Source organism: Kribbella sp. CWNU-51 (assembly GCF_054073265.1).
In genome coordinates this window covers 16,006-31,627 of the sequence record NZ_JBSXMZ010000015.1, presented here as the reverse complement: position 1 = coordinate 31,627, position 15,622 = coordinate 16,006, and the positions used below count along the sequence as shown (strand labels likewise).

The following is a 15,622-nucleotide window of genomic DNA, read 5'->3' as shown; positions in this document are numbered from 1 at the left end:
TGATTTCAAGGTTAATCGGGACGCGTCGGTTCTACCAGGGTTGAGTTACCTCACGTAGTCTGCCGTCAGCGGGGAGGAGACTGCGATGAACCGTGGCTTGCTGAACTCGTTGACCGACGCCGAGCGGCTGCTCGTGGCCGAGACCGAGCGCGACGAGCTGAAGCGCCTGGACGAGGACGAACTCCTGGACTTGCACCAGCGGATCCGACGGGCACGGACCAAATACGTGAAGAACTACCGGCGCACCGCGAGTGCCGCCGTCGCGCAGACCGGCGGCCGGGGGATGTCCTACCCGAAGAACCAGCGCGACCGCGACAAGGCGGAGCTGTTCGAGTCGGTCCTGGCGAGGGTGAGCCGCGAGGTCGCCGTGGTCGCCAACCGGGCGTCGATGGAGCTGCGCAGCGAGCGGCTCGAGGCGGCACGGGCGGCCAAGTCGGGTGCCGGTGCGCCGACGATGCGTGCCGTCGACCAACCGAAGCCGGAGGCGCGCACCAGGGCGCGGGCAACCAAGACCACGGGTGGCTTGAAGAAGGATGCCTCCACCCGGGCCACCGGCGCGCGTAGGCAGGCCAAGCGCGACGCCCGCTGAGGGCTCGCCCGAATCGGGGGATCCCAGCCGGCTTGCGGTCATGTCAGTTTGTCCCGCGACGGGAGGTGCGGAGATGCGAAGGACGAAGTTCGCAAGGACCTTGGTGGTGGGCTCGGCGCTGGTCATGGTCGGCCTCGCGTACGCCGTACTCGTGCCGGACGGCGCGGCCGGTGCGGACGGGCCGCAGTCCCAGCAGATCGAGGAAGGACGCAAGCTGTTCGCCGTCGGGTGCTCGAGCTGCCACGGTGCGCACGCCGAGGGGGGAACCGACGGCGAGGGACACATCACCGGGCCGTCGCTGATCGGCGTCGGCGCGGCCGCGGTCGACTTCCAGGTCAGCACGGGACGGATGCCGGCCGCTCAGACCGGTGCCCAGGTGCCGCAGAAGCCTCCGGCGTACACGGCCGAGGAGATCGCGGCGCTGGCGGCGTACGTCGCCTCCCTCGCCCCTGGACCCGCGATTCCGGCCGCGGAGTCGTACGACGTCAGCAAGGCGACACAGGAGGAGGTCGTCCGCGGCGGTGAGCTGTTCCGGACGAACTGCACGGCGTGTCACAACTTCGCCGGGCGCGGTGGTGCGCTGCCGAACGGGCGCTATGCACCGTCGCTGATGGAGACGACGCCCAAGAACATGTACCAGGCGATGCTGACCGGTCCGCAGCAGATGCCGGTCTTCTCCGATGGCGTGTTCACCCCGGAGGACAAGCGCGCTGTCATCGCCTACCTCGTCAGTCTGCAACAGTCGGAAGACCCCGGGGGCTTCGGTCTCGGCCGGCTCGGGCCGGTGGCCGAAGGACTGTGGGGCTGGCTGCTCGGCATCGGTGCGCTGATCGGCGTGGCGGTGTGGATCGGGGCCAAGACGCCTCGCGTGAAGCGCGACCAGGAGGGACCAAAAGGGTGACAAAGGGTCGAATGGGCCTGCCGTTACCGTGCTGAACCGGTTAGTCTCGTTATTTTAAGGGCGTAGAAGGAGCAGGACCCGAGCAGAGCAGCACACGTCGGCCAGGGGAGGGCGACGAGGGTGACGACCCCGACGCCAGACCAGACGAGCGAGGAGATCCAGCGCTCGTCAGGTGGTCGCGTCCCGCGGCCGCCGCTGACGCTGGTGACTCGTGAGCGGCTGCATTCCGCTCTCGACCTCGGCGCGCGAGCACCGCTGACGATGCTGGTGGCGCCCGCCGGCACCGGCAAGACGGTCCTCCTGTCGGACTGGGTCGCACGCCGAAGACAGGCGGGCGAGTCCGTGGTCTGGGTGCCGGGTCAGGCGGCCGGTGCGCTGGCCGAAACCATCGACGAGGCGGCCGGCGCCGACGGCACGAGGCCTCCCGATCCGGTCGTCGTCGACGACGCTCACCTGCTCCCGGCCGAGACTGTCGCCGACTTGTCCCAGATGCTGAAGAAGTCGCCGCACGCGGTCCGGCTCGTGCTGGCGACCCGGTACGACCTCCCACTGCCGGTGCCCGAGCTCGAGCTGGGCGGTATGGCGCTGACCCTGCGCTCGAGGGATCTGCGCTTCAACGACGCCGAGGCCACCGCGCTCGTGCAGGCACATGCGAGCAATGCCACCGCGGAGGACATCTCCCTGTTCCAGGAGCAGACGGCCGGCTGGGCGGCCGCGCTGGTGCTCGCGGCCCGGGCCTTCGCCGCGTCCGGCGCCGTCGTCTGGCCGCTCGCCAACCAGCGGCCGGTGCTCGACCTGCTCCTCGGCGAGACCCTGAGCACGCTCGACGCGCGGGTCCAGGCGATGTTGCTGAGTACCTTCGGAGCCACTGCGGTGACCGGACACCTCGCGGTGATGCTCAGCAGCGACGCGGACGCCGGTGCGATGCTCGCGGATCTCGCCGGCAGCGGACTACTGGTGACGGCGTACGCCGACGGCCAGCGCAGCGACCCGCTGTATCGGTACCACCCACTGCTCGTCGAGCTGCTCCGCCGCCGGGTTGCCGGCAGCAACGAAGACGCGCGCACGGTCGTCGCGGCGCAGCGCCGGTCGGCCCTGTACTACGAGAACCGGGGCGACGGCGGGACCGCATTGCGGAGCGCGCTGGGCGCCGACGACCCGGCACTCGTCGCCCGGATCCTGCTCGGGCACGGGCCGGAGATCCTGGCCGCCGGGGATCTCGCCCTCGTCACGGCCGGCTTCGAGGCTCTCCCGGACGGCTATCTGGCCGCTCACCCGCACCTGATCGGTGTCCGCGGGTTGCTGCGACGCGTGTCCGGGGACGTCACCGGAGCAGTCATGGACGCAGCCTCGGCCGACGACCTGGTAGGCGCGACGGCGCGGCAGCCGGTGACACCTGACGACGACGCCCTGGAGGCGGACGCCGTACTGCTCCAGCTGTGGGAATCCCGCTACGGCTGGCAGGACGTCCACGCCGCGATCGGCCGGGCACGGTGCATGCTGGCGCTGGAGCCCATCGATGGCGACCCCGGGCGCCGCGCCGTACTCGCGCCCGAACGGCTGGCGTGGTTGCTGATCGAGCTTGCGGCGGCGGAGACCTGGGCCGACGAACTCGACGCCGCGCTCAGCCACCTGGACGAAGCCCTCGTCACGGCTCGGATGGCCGGCCACACGCGGCTGGTCGCGGGTGGTCTCGCGCACCGGGCCGTCGTGCAGTATGCGCGCGGCCAGCTGCAGAATGCGGCCCGGTCGGCGCAGGCCGCCCTCGACGTGGTCGGCGAGGACGGGCTACCGCAGGAGTACGCCGTCCGGGCCCACGTCGTGATGGGGTTCGCGGCCATGAGCCAGCTCGATCTCGACAGCGCCTGGCATTGGCACCAGCTCCTGGTCGCGACCGACCTGGCCGACTCCGACACCGTGGTCACGGCGTTGCGCTCGATCCTGCACGCCGAGCTCCTGATCGAGGCCGGTCGCCTCGACGAGGCGTTGACCGCGCTCACCACCGATCCCGCGGGGGCCGGACCGCTGCCGTCGTTCCTGTCCCGGGACCTCGCACTCCTGCGGGTCCGGCTGGCGATTCTGCTCGGGGACCGGGCCGGCATCGAGGCGCAGCTCCGGGAGCTCGACCGGACCGGCAGCGCGACCGAGGCCGAGTTGCTCCGGGCCATGCTGTCGATCGGCCGGGGCGACCTGCAGGCAACCGTGGCGAGGATCGATCAGATCCTCGATCGACCCGACCCGTATCCTCCGATCGCGTCCGCGGCGGCCGCGTTCCGCACCGTCCTGCTGGCCCGGATGGGCGATGTGCCCGCTGCCGATGTCTCGCTGGTGGACACTCTGAACCGGGTGGCTCCGCAACGCGTTCTGCAAGCCTTCGTCCCGGCCAGTGGTGAACCGGGGTTCCTCGACCAGCTGCGCAGGCACGTCGACGGACCGAACCCGCATCCGTTCGCCGCTCTCGCGCTCGGGAAACTGACCGACTACCTGGCCGCGTCGAGCGAGTCCCGCGGCCTGACCCTGCTGGCGCGGACCCGGCCGGACGGGCATGCCCCGCCGCCGCGCCGCCTGGACGCCGTGGTCAACGGTGCCCGGATCCGGCTGACCGCCCGCGAGGCGGATGTGCTCGACCAGCTCGCCCTCGGCAGTTCGTACGCCGAGATCGCCCAGGCGCTCTACATCACCGAGAACACCGTCAAGACCCACCTGATGTCGCTCTACCGCAAGCTGGGGGTGGAGAAGCGCTCGGCGGCCCTTCGGGTAGCCCGGGCCGCCGGCCTGACGCAGGGCGGCGGACAGCCCTTCGGCTGATTCATCCCCCGCACCGGGTGACCCCGGTAGCTTTCCGACGGCCGCTGCGGCGTTCTCAGGTCACCTCAATCGGAGGAGGACGAGGGGCGCGCCCGGTTGATGGGATGGAGCGTCGCGGAACGGTGGGCGCGTCGTCCACGGCCGCTGCCGAGCTCCGGCCGGAGGAGATCACGTGAACACGACCCGAGACGACTTCGATCCGATCCCTTCGACGCGTCACCGGATACCGGTCGGCGTCGGTTCGCTGAAGCAGGCCGAGGAGGCGGCGGACGCGCTCGCCGTGCCGGTTGCCCTGGGCAAGGAGCCTCCGGACGAGCTGGGCACCGACGCGGCCGGGCTGGCGTCTGCCGGATTCACCGGTGAGCGCGGCCAGACCCTGGTCCGGACCCGGGAGGACGGTCCGGTCCGGGTCGCCGTCGGGACCGGTGCGCCGGAGCGGATCGACGCCACGCTCGCCCGCGACCTGGCCGCGGAGTTCGCCCGCGCCGTCCCGTGGCACATGCGCCTCGCGATCGAGGTCCCGTCCCGGGACCTGGGGATCTCTCGGGCCGAGTTCGCGCAGGCGGTGACCGAAGGCGTGCTGCTGGCTCGGTGGCGGTACTTCGTCGGCAAGGGCGCTGACCGGGCTCCGCTCGAATCGCTGCTGGTGGTCGCACCCGACGAGGACGCCGAGGAGATCGGCCGCGGCGTCGAGCGCGGTCGCATCATCGCCGAGGCCTACTGCCTCGGCCGCGATCTGGCCAACTGCCCGGCGACCACCCTGTCGGCGGTCCGGATGGCACAGGTCGCCCAGGAAGTCGGTCCGCCGGCCGGTCTCGTGGTCGAGATATTCGACAAGGACCAGCTGATCGAGTTGGGCTGCGGAGGCTTGCTCGGAGTCAACCGGGGGAGTGTGGAGCCGCCCCGGATGATCCGGCTCCGCTACCAGCCCGAGAACCCGACGGGCCGGATCGCACTGGTCGGGAAGGGCGTCATGTACGACTCCGGCGGGATCAGCCTGAAGCCGAGCGACGAGTCGCACGCCCAGATGAAGAACGACATGACCGGTGCCGCGGCCGTGCTCGCCTCGATGACCGCCCTGCAGGCGCTGGGATGTACGGCGGCTGTGACCGGCTATCTGATGTGCACCGACAACATGCCGTCGGGGTCGGCGATGAAGCTCGGTGACGTGCTGAGGATGCGCAACGGTACGACGGTCGAGGTCTTGAACACCGATGCGGAAGGACGTCTCGTGATGGCCGACGCGCTGGCGCTGGCAACCGAAGAACCGGTCGACGCGATCGTCGACATCGCCACCTTGACCGGCGCCTGCCTGCGGACGTTCGGTGTCGAGATCGCCGGTGTCATGGGCAACAACTCGGCAGTGGTGGAGCAGTTGAGGCGCGCGGGTGACGTCGTCGACGAGCCCGTCTGGGAGCTCCCGCTGCACCGGCCGTACCGGTCCCAGCTCGACTCCTCGATCGCGGACCTCACCAACATGGGCGGCATCAACGCCGGATCCATCACCGCCGCGCTGTTCCTCGAGGAGTTCGTCGACGGCCGGCCCTGGGCCCACGTCGACATCGCGGGCACGGCTCAGCTGCCGGCGCCGAGAACCTGGCGGAACAAGGGCGCGACCGGCTTCGGCACCAAGTTGCTGATCGAGTTCGCGCTCGGATTCGCCCGCCCCGCGGACGCCGACTCTGCCGCGGCGGCGTCATGACTGCCGAGGCGGTCCCCGAGAAGCCCGTCAAGAAGGGCGGGATGCAGAAGGTTCTGGACGGCATCGAGAAGGCCGGCAACAAGGTTCCGCACCCGGCGCTGATCTTCCTGGGGCTCATCGTCATCGTCATCGTCGCCTCGCAGATCCTGGCCTGGTCCGGGACGAGCGTGACCACCGAGGTCGCCGAGCCCGGGACGGCCCAGGTCGAGCCGGAGTACCCCGGGGGAACCAGTGTCCCGGGCAACGACGCGCCTCCGGCGCCGGCCGTGCCAGACTTCGAGGTGCACAAGGAGACGATCACTGCCAAGAGCCTGCTCGACGGCGACGGCATCCGCTTCATCTTCACCACGGCCGTCCAGAACTTCAACGACTTCGGTGTCGTCGCGGTCATCCTGGTCGCGATGATCGGGGTCGGTGTCTCCGAGGAGGCGGGCCTGATCGCGGCCCTGATCCGCAAGATGGTGAAAGTGGCGCCCAGGGGTGCGATCACCTTCATCATCGTGCTACTCGGCGGGATCTCCAGCGTCGCCTCCGATGCCGGCTATCTGGTCCTGATTCCCTTGGGTGCGGCCGCATTCGCGTCCCTCGGACGACATCCGCTGGCCGGCATCGCCGCGGCGTACGCCGGGGTCAGCGCGGCCTTCTTCGTCAACATCCTGATCACCCCGGCCGACGGCATCATCACCGAGGTCACGAACGAGACGATCGCGCTGGTCGCCCCCGACGTGCATCTCAACGTCACGCAGAACCTCTACTTCAGCATCGCCTCGACGATCTTCTGCGCGCTCGTCATGACGGTGATCACCGAGCGCCTGCTCGAGCCCAGGCTCGGTAAGTACGACGCGTCCGAGGCCCCGTCCGACGCACCGGTCGATCACCAGCCCACCGACGAGGAGATGGCGCTGGAGTCGCGCGGACTGCGCTGGTCGGTCTACTACCTGCTGGTCGCCGTCGCCATCGTCTCGGCGCTGACCTTCATCCCGGGCGCACCGTTGCGCAACCCTGACACCGGCGAGATCTTCGGGAACTCGCCGTTCATGAGCAGTCTGCTCTTCATCATCTCGATGCTGTTCCTCGCGGCCGGCCTCGGGTACGGCCGGGGCGCGAAGTCTCTGGCCGGCAGCACGAACGTCATCAACGCGATCGTGAAGACGTTCAACGGGCTGGGCGGACTGATCTTCCTGATGCTGCTGATCGCCCAGTTCATCGCCTACTTCAACTACAGCAACATCTCGACGCTGGCCGCGACCGGCCTGGCGGACCTGCTCGAGCGGGCCGACATCGGCGCCCTGCCGCTGCTGATCGGCTTCATCCTGCTCGTCGCGATCATCGACCTGATCATGCCCGGGGTGATTCCCAAGTGGGCGATCCTGGCGCCGATCTTCGTCCCGCTGTTCTACCGGCTCGGCATCGCGCCGCAGACCGTGATCGCGGCGTACCGGGTCGGCGACGGTCCGATGAACGTGATCACCCCGCTGATGGTCTACCTGCCGTTCATCGTGCTGGTCTGTCAGCGGTACCGGAAGAAGGCCGGGATCGGCACCGTGGTGTCGATGATGCTCCCGTACACGTTCATCGTCCTGGTCACGTGGACTCTCTTCTACATCGCGTGGTACGCCATCGGCATTCCGTGGGGCCCGGATGCACCGGTGCATCTTGGCTAGGAGGCGTCATGGATGACGGCACGGTGAGCCTGATCATCCTCGGGCTCGCCGTCGCTTTGTTCGTGTGGAACAGGCTGCCCGTCGACGTCGTCGCGGTGCTCGTCGCCCTGGCCCTGTGGGCGACCGGAGTCCTGGGCTTCACCGCCGTACTCGCGGGGTTCGGCGATCCGGTCGTCATCTTCATCGCCACGTTGTTCGTGGTGAGCGAGGGCATCGACTCCACCGGGGTGACCGCCTGGGCCGGCCAGGCGATCGTCAGGTACGCCGGAACGACGCGAGCGCGGCTGTTGATCGCCGTCACCGGTCTGTGTGCTCTGCTGGCGGCCCTGATCACGCTCAACGGAGCGGTCGCGGCCCTGCTGCCGCTCGTCGTGATGCTTGCCGTGCGCATCGGTCAGCCACCGTCGCGGATGCTGATGCCGCTGACCTTCGCGGGGAGCGCCGGATCCCTGCTGATGCTGACCGGCACGCCTGTCAACATCATCGTCTCCGAGGCGGCCAGCGATGCCGGCGCGGGCGCCTTCCCGTTCTTCTCGTTCGCGGTGGTCGGTGTTCCGCTCGTCGTCGGCACCATCGCGATCTCGGTCCTGCTCGGCCCCAAGCTGTTGCCGGCGGCCCGGCCCGCGAATCCGGCTGTCGACTTCGCCGTCCATGCTCAGACGCTCGATGAGCACTACGACCGGGCGGACGGCTTCTACCGGCTCCAGGTGCGTGAGCTCTCGCCGTTGCTCGGACGGGGGGTCGGTGAGCTCGACCTCACGGCATACCCGGACGTGGTGATCGTCGGCGTGCAGGACGGGCAGGGACAGTACCGCGCGGATGCGGCCATCGATGTCGGTGACGTCCTGGTGGTGACCGGTCCGACGGCGCAGGTGAGCAGCCTGACCGCCGACTCGGCACTCGCGGTCAGAATGGCGCCGACGCCGGTCGACGACCTGATGACTCGTGAAGCCGGAGTGGTCGAGGTCGTCATCCCACCGCGATCGTCCCTCGTCGGCGAGACAGTCTTTCCGGGTATGCGCCGCAGCGGTGACCTCGTCATCATCGCCGTGCAGCGGATGGGCAAGGACCGCGGCAGCCGGCAGACGCAGTTGGCCGAGGGCGATGCGATCCTCGTCCACGGCCCGTGGCCGGCGCTCGACGAGCTGACCAGGGACCGGGACCTCCTGCTCGTGGACTCGCCGGAACTCGTCCGGCGCCAAGCGGTGCCGTGGGGGCCGAAGGCATCGATCGCCGTCGCGATCCTGGGTGCGATGGTCGTCCTGCTCGCCACTGGCGCGGTCCCGCCCGCGATGGCGGGTCTGCTCGCCGCCACCGCCATGGTGCTGACGAAGGTGGTCGGACCGCAACAGGCCTATCGCGCCATCTCCTGGCAGATCGTCGTACTGATCGGAGCCCTGATCCCGTTGTCGGCCGCGATCCAGTCCAGCGGTGGCGCGGACCGGATCGCGGACCTGATCATCGACGCGATCGGGCCGGGCCGGCCGTACTTGTTGCTGCTGGCACTCTTCGCCCTCACCGCCGCCCTCGGACAGATGGTGAGCAACACCGCGACGGTCCTGATCGTGGCGCCGATCGCGGTGGCTGCCGCCCAGGGGACCGGGACCTCCGTCAAGCCGGTCCTGATGCTGATCGCCGTGGCCGGAGCGGCGTCGCTGCTGACCCCGATCTCGACGCCCGCGAACATGATGATCATGAGTCCCGCCGGGTACCGCTTCGGTGACTACTGGAAGCTCGGTCTCGTCGTGATGGCCTGGTGGCTCCTCACGGCCCTGGTCATCGTCCCGCTGGTCTGGCCGTTCTGACGTGCCGAACGCCGACAGGCTGGATCAGGCCGGCAACAGCATCAAAGGTCAGCTGGCCGCGGAGTTTCTCGCGCGCCGGCTCGGCTTCGACCTGTTGGCCTCGCAGACGGTCCCGCCCGCCTGAGCCCTACGGGGCGCCCAGGGTGAGGGTGGTGGTGGCCGAGTTGCCTCCCCGCAGGTAGGTCAGCTCGATGGTGTCTCCGACCTTGCGGGTCAGCGTCGCGACCACGATCTGCTCGCTGCTGACGGCCGGTGCGTTGTCGACCTCGGTGATGATGTCGCCTGGTTGGAGGCCGGCCTCGGCACCCGGGCCGCCGGGGTCGACCGCGAGTACGAACAGGCCGGTCTGGGTGCCCGCCGCCTCGGCGACCGCGGGCGGGATCTCCTGGACCTGCAGGCCGGTCGTCGGGTGACCCGGCTGGCCGGTCCGGATGAGTTCGTCGGCGATCGGTTTCGCCAGGTCCACCGGGATCGCGAAGCCGAGGCCGACGCTGCCGCCGCCGCTGACCCCGGCCTCGTTCGGCACCGTGGCGATCGCCGCGTTGACTCCGACCAGACGCCCGGAGCAGTCCACCAGGGCGCCGCCGCTGTTGCCGGGGTTGATGGCCGCGTCGGTCTGGATCGCGCCGATCAGATGGTGGGTGACACCCGCGCCCGGCACCGGAACGTAGCGATCCAGTGCGCTGACGATGCCGGAGGTGACCGTGCTGGCGAGGCCGAGCGGAGCGCCGAGGGCGACGACGGGCTGGCCGACCCGCAGCGATGCCGACGACCCGAGCGTGATCACGGGGTAGTCCTTCGCGCCGTCGGCGGCCTTGAGCACCGCCAGATCGGTGCTGGGATCACGGCCGACGATCGTGGCGTCGGAGCTGTGACCGTCGCTGTACCGGACCGAGACGTTGCCCCCACCCGCGGCGACCGAGATGACATGGTCGTTGGTGAGGATGTACCCACCGTCCTGGAAGATCTGGCCGGACCCGGTGCCGGCCTGGGCGCCGCGGCTCGCCGCGATCGTCACGATCGACGGCAGGACCTGGTCCGCCAGCGGGATCGCGGGGCACATCGCCGTACCGGCATCAGCCGAGGACGACGCGCCGGAGGTATCGTCGTCGCTCCGCACGGCGACGATGATCAGCGCGGCCACGACGATCACGCCGGTCGCGATCGCGATCCACAGCACGTGGCGCCGATCGTCCGGCGGTGTGGGTGCCGGCGTCGGCGGTTCGCTGTCGGCCTGGACCATGTGGACCTCCTCCGGTCCGCTCAGGAGTCGGAGCGCACCGAGGGTAGGTCTTGCTCGACGCTCCCGTCGCCACCCTGAGAATAGGTTTCGCCCGCGTCCGGGAGCTCACCCGATCCGGGTGATTCCAGCGCGAAGGCGGCGCGGTCGAAGTAGAGGTAGGCGACGGCCGCGGCGGTGATCGGCATCGCGAGGGCGAAGATGATCGACGTCACGAGGTTGATCAGCGTGGGGGCCAGGTCGGTGGCGAGCAGCAGGACGATCCCGGCGATCGGGCCGGCGGCCAGGCCGAGCCCGATGATGATCGCGAGTGGCACCGCGGTTCGCCACCACCGGCCCTTGACCAGCATCCGGCTGCGTCTCAGCGCCGTACGTCCGGAGACCTGTTCCGCGATCACGATGGGTACGGCGAACGCCCGGCTGACCGCGTAGTAGATGGCCACGGGGATCGTCGCGATGAACAGTGCGAGGACGGTGAACACGACCCAGTACTGCACAGCCGCGCGGGCCAGTGGCCGCCGGTTCGAGACCACCTCGCGCACCGTGCGCTCGGCTGTCACCTGGACGCTCCGGTCCAGCTGGTCGAGCGTCGTCGTCACGGTCGCCAGCAGGGCGCCGTACGTCGCAATCGTGAGGATCGTGACCGCCAGGGCAACCAGGGACGCCCACAGACCGGGCGCGTTCTCGGTCGGAGCGCCGAGGTCGGTGGGAGCGTCGCGTCGGGCCATCTGAAACTCGGTCAGGAAGGCCGTGCAAAGGCTCAGTACGACGAACGCCGCCGCGAAGCCCGCGAACAGGATCGGCCGAAGCCGGAACAACCGCAGCGCGGCGGTGACAGCCTGCCCCCAGGCCCGCCGCTTCCGGGCCGGCAGCGGTTCGGCATCGCTCCACCGCGTCCGGCTCGCCGCGAACCAGATCAACGCGACGAGCGCGGCGAGGATCAGGCCGAGCAGCCAGGTCCGGTCGAGGGTTTCGCGGACCAGGTTCGATCCGGCCGCGACCGCCGCACAGAAGGCGCCGGTGCTGCTCGGGCCCAGCAGGGAGCCGGCCGGGACGACACCGCTGTCGTCCCGCCAGGTCGTCTCGGCATCCTGGATGGGAGCGGTCCACGAGTCCTTCATGTTCGGCCCGGTGGGTCCGTCGAAGAAGGACCGCTGCCGTTCGCCCCACCGTCCCTCGAACGCCAGCCAGGGATACTCCTTCACGTAGTCCGCGGTGGCTATCGGCACATAGGCGACGTACGGACTCATCGGGGCTTTCGGCCTGGTCGTGTCGTCACAACCCAGCCCCTCCGAGCCGCGACCGAGGTAGAGACGTTGACCGAATTTGTTCGCGTGCGAACCCGCGGCCGGATAGACGACCGGATGGGTTCCGTCGACGATCTCGAGCTTGGCGTCGCCCCACCGGGCCCGCTCGGCGCCGCCGTGCTGGCTGAACCCGACTGCGGTCGGGTGCGTGGCCAGAGCGGCGGCGGGCGTCGGCGCGTCGAAGACGAGCTGGATCGATTCCCAGTCGCCCTCGTGAGTGTTGTTGTAGTCGTTGAAGACGTAGAAGAACCAGTACTCCAGCGAAATCTGCCTGGGGAACTTGGGGTCCGTGGCCACATGGGCATAGACGGTCGCCGGATGCACCGCGTTGATCCGCGCCGACCACTCGGCATAGTCGCACCCCGGGCGCAGCGGATCGCCGGGGAAGTCCAGGAAGTGACCCGGGTAGCCACGGCCGAGGTCCTGGTCCCGCGGCTGCGTCTTGACCAGGTCGGGTGGCCGCCACGGCCCACGGAGCGCGACCTGCTGGTCACCCAGGACGGCCTCGACGTCGGTGGGCTGGAACTGCTCGCCGTCCTCGCATCTCGACGAATCCAGCTGCAGCCGGACGACGGGGGAGTAGCGGTCGGCCAGCAGTTGCCCGGCTGCATCCTCCGGGGAACCCGCGGCGACGGCCGCATCGGCGCGGCCGGCGAGCAGCACTGCCAGCACTGCGGACAGCACCAGCGGCAGAGCCTTCCTCCAAGCGCGGGCCGTCATGGCGACAGCATGCGCACGCCGAAGCGGTCCGCGCACCATCCGTCTCCGACTCACCGAGACAGGCCAGGTCACCCGATCCAGGTGATCCCTCCCCCTGACTGCCCGGGTCCATGCTTGCTTCGACCGTACGACGGGCAAACCGCCCCGGCCCAGTTGGGTGAGCGTTCGCCAGTCGGACGGCTCGTCGTCCAGGAAGGGTGATGCCTCCCGGCGCCGGACGCTGGAGAGTCGTGTCGAGGGGCCGTGAAAGGGGGCGTTCCTATGGGCCATTACGTCATCCGGGTGAAGGGCACCTTGTCACCTGACCTGACCGACGCGTTTCCTTCGCTGGCCGCCGACTCGGAACCGGCGCAGACCGTCCTGCATGGATACCTGGACGACCAGGCGGCGCTGGCCGGTATCCTCAACCACCTCGACATGCTGGGGGTGGACATCCTCGAGGTCATGCAGGTCCCGCCGACCCGGCCGCCGAAGAGTGCCTGAGCTCTCGAAGGAGTGGTGAGGTTGTGGCCCGTCGTCGGTGCGGTGCTTCCCCAGGCGATGGCGATCGCCTTGAGTCCCGTGCCGATGGTCTGCATCGTGCTGGTGCTGATGTCGCGCCACCCGGTGCGTGCCGGGCTGAGCTTCGCCGCGGGCTGGGTCGGCGCCCTGGCGATCGCGGTCGGACTCGTCGCGTGGCTCACTGACGCGGTCGCGGAGAAGAACGGGGAGGCGGCGCGTGACGGGGTCGACCTCATCCAGCTCGCGGTCGGCGTCCTGTTCGCCGTACTGGCTGTCCGGTACTGGCGCAAACGGCCGGAGCCTGGCGTGCCGCCACCCCGCCCGGCGATCGTCGACCGGATCGCCACGATGGCCGCACCCGCCCTGGTCCTGACCGGCGCGGGCGCAGCCCTGGCGAACCTGAAGAACCTCCCGCTCGTTGTGAGCGCGGCCAGCTACATCGGCGGCGCCGGCCTCGCCCCCGGCACTACGGTCATCGCCGCGGCCATCTTCGTCCTCGCCGCCTCGGCAACAGTCCTCACCCCACTGCTGGCGGTCGCGATCCTGGGCCCGGACCGATCGGTCCCGACCCTCAAGAGCGTCGAAACTTGGCTCCTGGCCAACCTCAACACCATCACCGTCATCCTCCTGGCCGTCCTCGCCACCGTCATGATCGGCAACAGCCTGGACCTCTTCCGCTGACCGCTCGCCGCGCAGGTGGTCAGCCGAGATAGCTAGGTCGTGAGAGCCGCGATGAGCCGGCCGACGTTGGGGACGCCGAGGCCGGTGACCTCGTCGTACCCGGCGCCGGCTTGGAACGCGCCGTTCGTCCCGGCGGTGACGTCTCGGAAGCAGGGGCCGCCCGCGAGTGGGTAGAGCTGCGGGTTCAGGAATCCGAGCGCCGGCTTCCCGGCCTGGGTGCGGGCCTCGTTGATCAGGGCGCAGAACGCTGCCCACACGGGTGCGCTCCAGCTCGTTCCACCGATCTGAGTCGCCGCGCCGTTGAGGATGAGCAGGGCGCCGGTGCCGGGGTCGGCGACGAGGCTGACATCCGGCACGAGGCGGCGGTCGCCGGCGGGCACTCCGGCGCCGGTCTGCCAGACCGGCCGGCCGAAGAAGATGCTGGCGCCGCCACCGCTGCCGGCCCACCCCGTTTCGGCGCTGACCGCGCCTTGCGGGGTCAGATGCAGCGAGGTTCCGCCGACACCGATGACCGCCGAGTCCGACGACTCGTACTCGGCCTGCAACGGTCCGTGGGAGCCGTGACCGGTCTGATCGGGGTTCGAACCCGCGTCGCCGCTCGACACGAACACGTTGACGCCGGCCGCGGCGAGCCGGAGGAACTTCTGATGCTGGATGGCGACCTCACCCTGGGGACCGCCCAGGAAGGTCTCACCGAGGCCCAGGCTGATGGACAGTTGCCGTAGGCCCGGATTCCGCGGGAGGTCGGCGATGATCCGGTCGAGCGCGCGGTCCAGAGCGACGAAGGACAGCGATCCGCTGGCGTAGACCCGGATCTTGGCACCTGGCGCGATGCCGCTCGACCAGGCGACGTCGAGTGTCTCTTCGCCTTCGGGCGGTCCCAGGGCCGCCCCGCTGACGTTGATCTTCTTGATCCGCGACGCCTTGGTCTTCAGGTCGTTGGCTTTCCAGAAGGCCGTGATGTCCGACGTCTTCGGGACTGTGTCGATCAGGATCGCGATCGTCTGCCCGGTGCCGTCCACGGCGAGGCCACCGGCGCCGTACGCCGCGAGAATCTCGGATACGAGGTACGGCGGCGAATTCAGGACCCTCGCCGCCTCCGCGGCCGGGATGGGAGGAACGACCGATCGGAAGTGCTTGTTGGCGTGCCGGAACGGCTGCAACCCGATGATCGCCTGGACGCCTTCGCCGACGGCCTCCGGCAGGCTCGGCGCATTGCGGGCCGCGGTGAAGGTGATCCCGTCCTTCGTCACCTGCACCATGTCGACCTGTAACTGCTTGGCCAGGTTCGCGACCGTGGAGGTCGTGTAGACGCTCGTCCCGTCCTCGGAGACATGCTCGACGGAGAATCCGTGCCCCTCCAACCACGTCTCGAGCTTGGTGCGTTCACCATCCGCTGCCCGGATCGCGGCGAGCTCACCGGCCGGTACGACGTCGCCGCGGGCGACCGCCTCCTCCAGGCTGCGCTGGGAATCGGCGGGCAGCGCGAGGGAGAACATGACCTCCATCGTCTCGGCCCGATTGCGCGGCGCCGCCGCCTGGACGACCAGCCCGCCGGCCACGAGTCCATCATCGGGCGGCAACGGGACAACGCTGTCTTCAAACACCTTTCTGGCCATGTCTCCTCCTCGGTAACGCCGGTTTCCCACTGCGAGGGAGGGCGCGGTCCAGGGCCAGGGCAGGCGGCATCGATGATCGAAGGCC

12 protein-coding genes are annotated in these 15,622 nt (G+C 69.7%); 9 read left to right on the top strand and 3 right to left on the bottom strand.

Annotation, left to right across the window (positions count from 1 at the left end; translation table 11 throughout):
• Positions 1 to 85 precede the first annotated feature (85 nt).
• The 7 genes from ACXC9Q_RS19440 (at position 86) to ACXC9Q_RS19410 (ending at position 9,593) form a co-directional block, all read left to right on the top strand.
• Positions 86 to 589: a hypothetical protein gene (locus ACXC9Q_RS19440; protein WP_329476527.1), complete on the top strand. Its 504-nt coding sequence runs from the start codon at positions 86 to 88 to the stop codon at positions 587 to 589.
• Positions 590 to 662: 73 nt separating this feature from the next.
• Positions 663 to 1,490, top strand: coding sequence for a cytochrome bc1 complex diheme cytochrome c subunit (gene qcrC, locus ACXC9Q_RS19435; RefSeq protein WP_457057998.1), 828 nt, complete (start codon positions 663 to 665; stop codon positions 1,488 to 1,490).
• A gap of 120 nt (positions 1,491 to 1,610) precedes the next feature.
• Positions 1,611 to 4,298: a LuxR C-terminal-related transcriptional regulator gene (locus tag ACXC9Q_RS19430; protein ID WP_457057997.1), complete on the top strand. Its 2,688-nt coding sequence runs from the start codon at positions 1,611 to 1,613 to the stop codon at positions 4,296 to 4,298.
• Positions 4,299 to 4,470: 172 nt separating this feature from the next.
• The gene (locus ACXC9Q_RS19425; RefSeq protein WP_457057996.1) at positions 4,471 to 6,000 is read left to right on the top strand and encodes a leucyl aminopeptidase family protein; all 1,530 of its coding nucleotides are present in this window, start codon (positions 4,471 to 4,473) and stop codon (positions 5,998 to 6,000) included.
• Positions 5,997 to 7,664 carry an AbgT family transporter gene (locus tag ACXC9Q_RS19420; protein WP_457057995.1) on the top strand — a complete coding sequence of 556 codons (1,668 nt, stop codon included), beginning with the start codon at positions 5,997 to 5,999 and terminating at the stop codon, positions 7,662 to 7,664. The genes ACXC9Q_RS19425 and ACXC9Q_RS19420 overlap by 4 nt, the downstream gene beginning before the upstream one ends.
• Positions 7,665 to 7,672: 8 nt before the next feature.
• Positions 7,673 to 9,469, top strand: a complete 1,797-nt coding sequence (locus ACXC9Q_RS19415) for an SLC13 family permease (protein ID WP_457057994.1) — start codon at positions 7,673 to 7,675, stop codon at positions 9,467 to 9,469.
• A 1-nt stretch (position 9,470) separates the two neighbouring features.
• Positions 9,471 to 9,593, top strand: a complete 123-nt coding sequence (locus ACXC9Q_RS19410; RefSeq protein WP_457057993.1) for a hypothetical protein — start codon at positions 9,471 to 9,473, stop codon at positions 9,591 to 9,593.
• A 3-nt stretch (positions 9,594 to 9,596) separates the two neighbouring features.
• Here ACXC9Q_RS19410 and ACXC9Q_RS19405 read toward each other — a convergent pair whose 3' ends face one another.
• Positions 9,597 to 10,712 (bottom strand): S1C family serine protease, encoded by a 1,116-nt coding sequence (locus tag ACXC9Q_RS19405; protein WP_457057992.1) that lies wholly within the window; start codon positions 10,710 to 10,712, stop codon positions 9,597 to 9,599.
• A gap of 20 nt (positions 10,713 to 10,732) precedes the next feature.
• The gene (locus ACXC9Q_RS19400) at positions 10,733 to 12,736 is read right to left on the bottom strand and encodes a hypothetical protein (protein WP_457057991.1); all 2,004 of its coding nucleotides are present in this window, start codon (positions 12,734 to 12,736) and stop codon (positions 10,733 to 10,735) included.
• A 261-nt stretch (positions 12,737 to 12,997) separates the two neighbouring features.
• On the opposite strand from ACXC9Q_RS19400, the gene ACXC9Q_RS19395 reads away from it, so the two are divergent.
• Both ACXC9Q_RS19395 and ACXC9Q_RS19390 read left to right on the top strand, forming a co-directional pair.
• The gene (locus ACXC9Q_RS19395; RefSeq protein ID WP_329476534.1) at positions 12,998 to 13,219 is read left to right on the top strand and encodes a hypothetical protein; all 222 of its coding nucleotides are present in this window, start codon (positions 12,998 to 13,000) and stop codon (positions 13,217 to 13,219) included.
• Between the two features lie 15 nt (positions 13,220 to 13,234).
• Positions 13,235 to 13,918 (top strand): GAP family protein, encoded by a 684-nt coding sequence (locus tag ACXC9Q_RS19390; protein WP_457057990.1) that lies wholly within the window; start codon positions 13,235 to 13,237, stop codon positions 13,916 to 13,918.
• Between the two features lie 32 nt (positions 13,919 to 13,950).
• Here the strand turns inward: ACXC9Q_RS19390 and ACXC9Q_RS19385 are convergent, their stop codons facing one another.
• Positions 13,951 to 15,537 carry a S53 family peptidase gene (locus ACXC9Q_RS19385; RefSeq protein ID WP_457057989.1) on the bottom strand — a complete coding sequence of 529 codons (1,587 nt, stop codon included), beginning with the start codon at positions 15,535 to 15,537 and terminating at the stop codon, positions 13,951 to 13,953.
• Positions 15,538 to 15,622 lie beyond the last annotated feature (85 nt).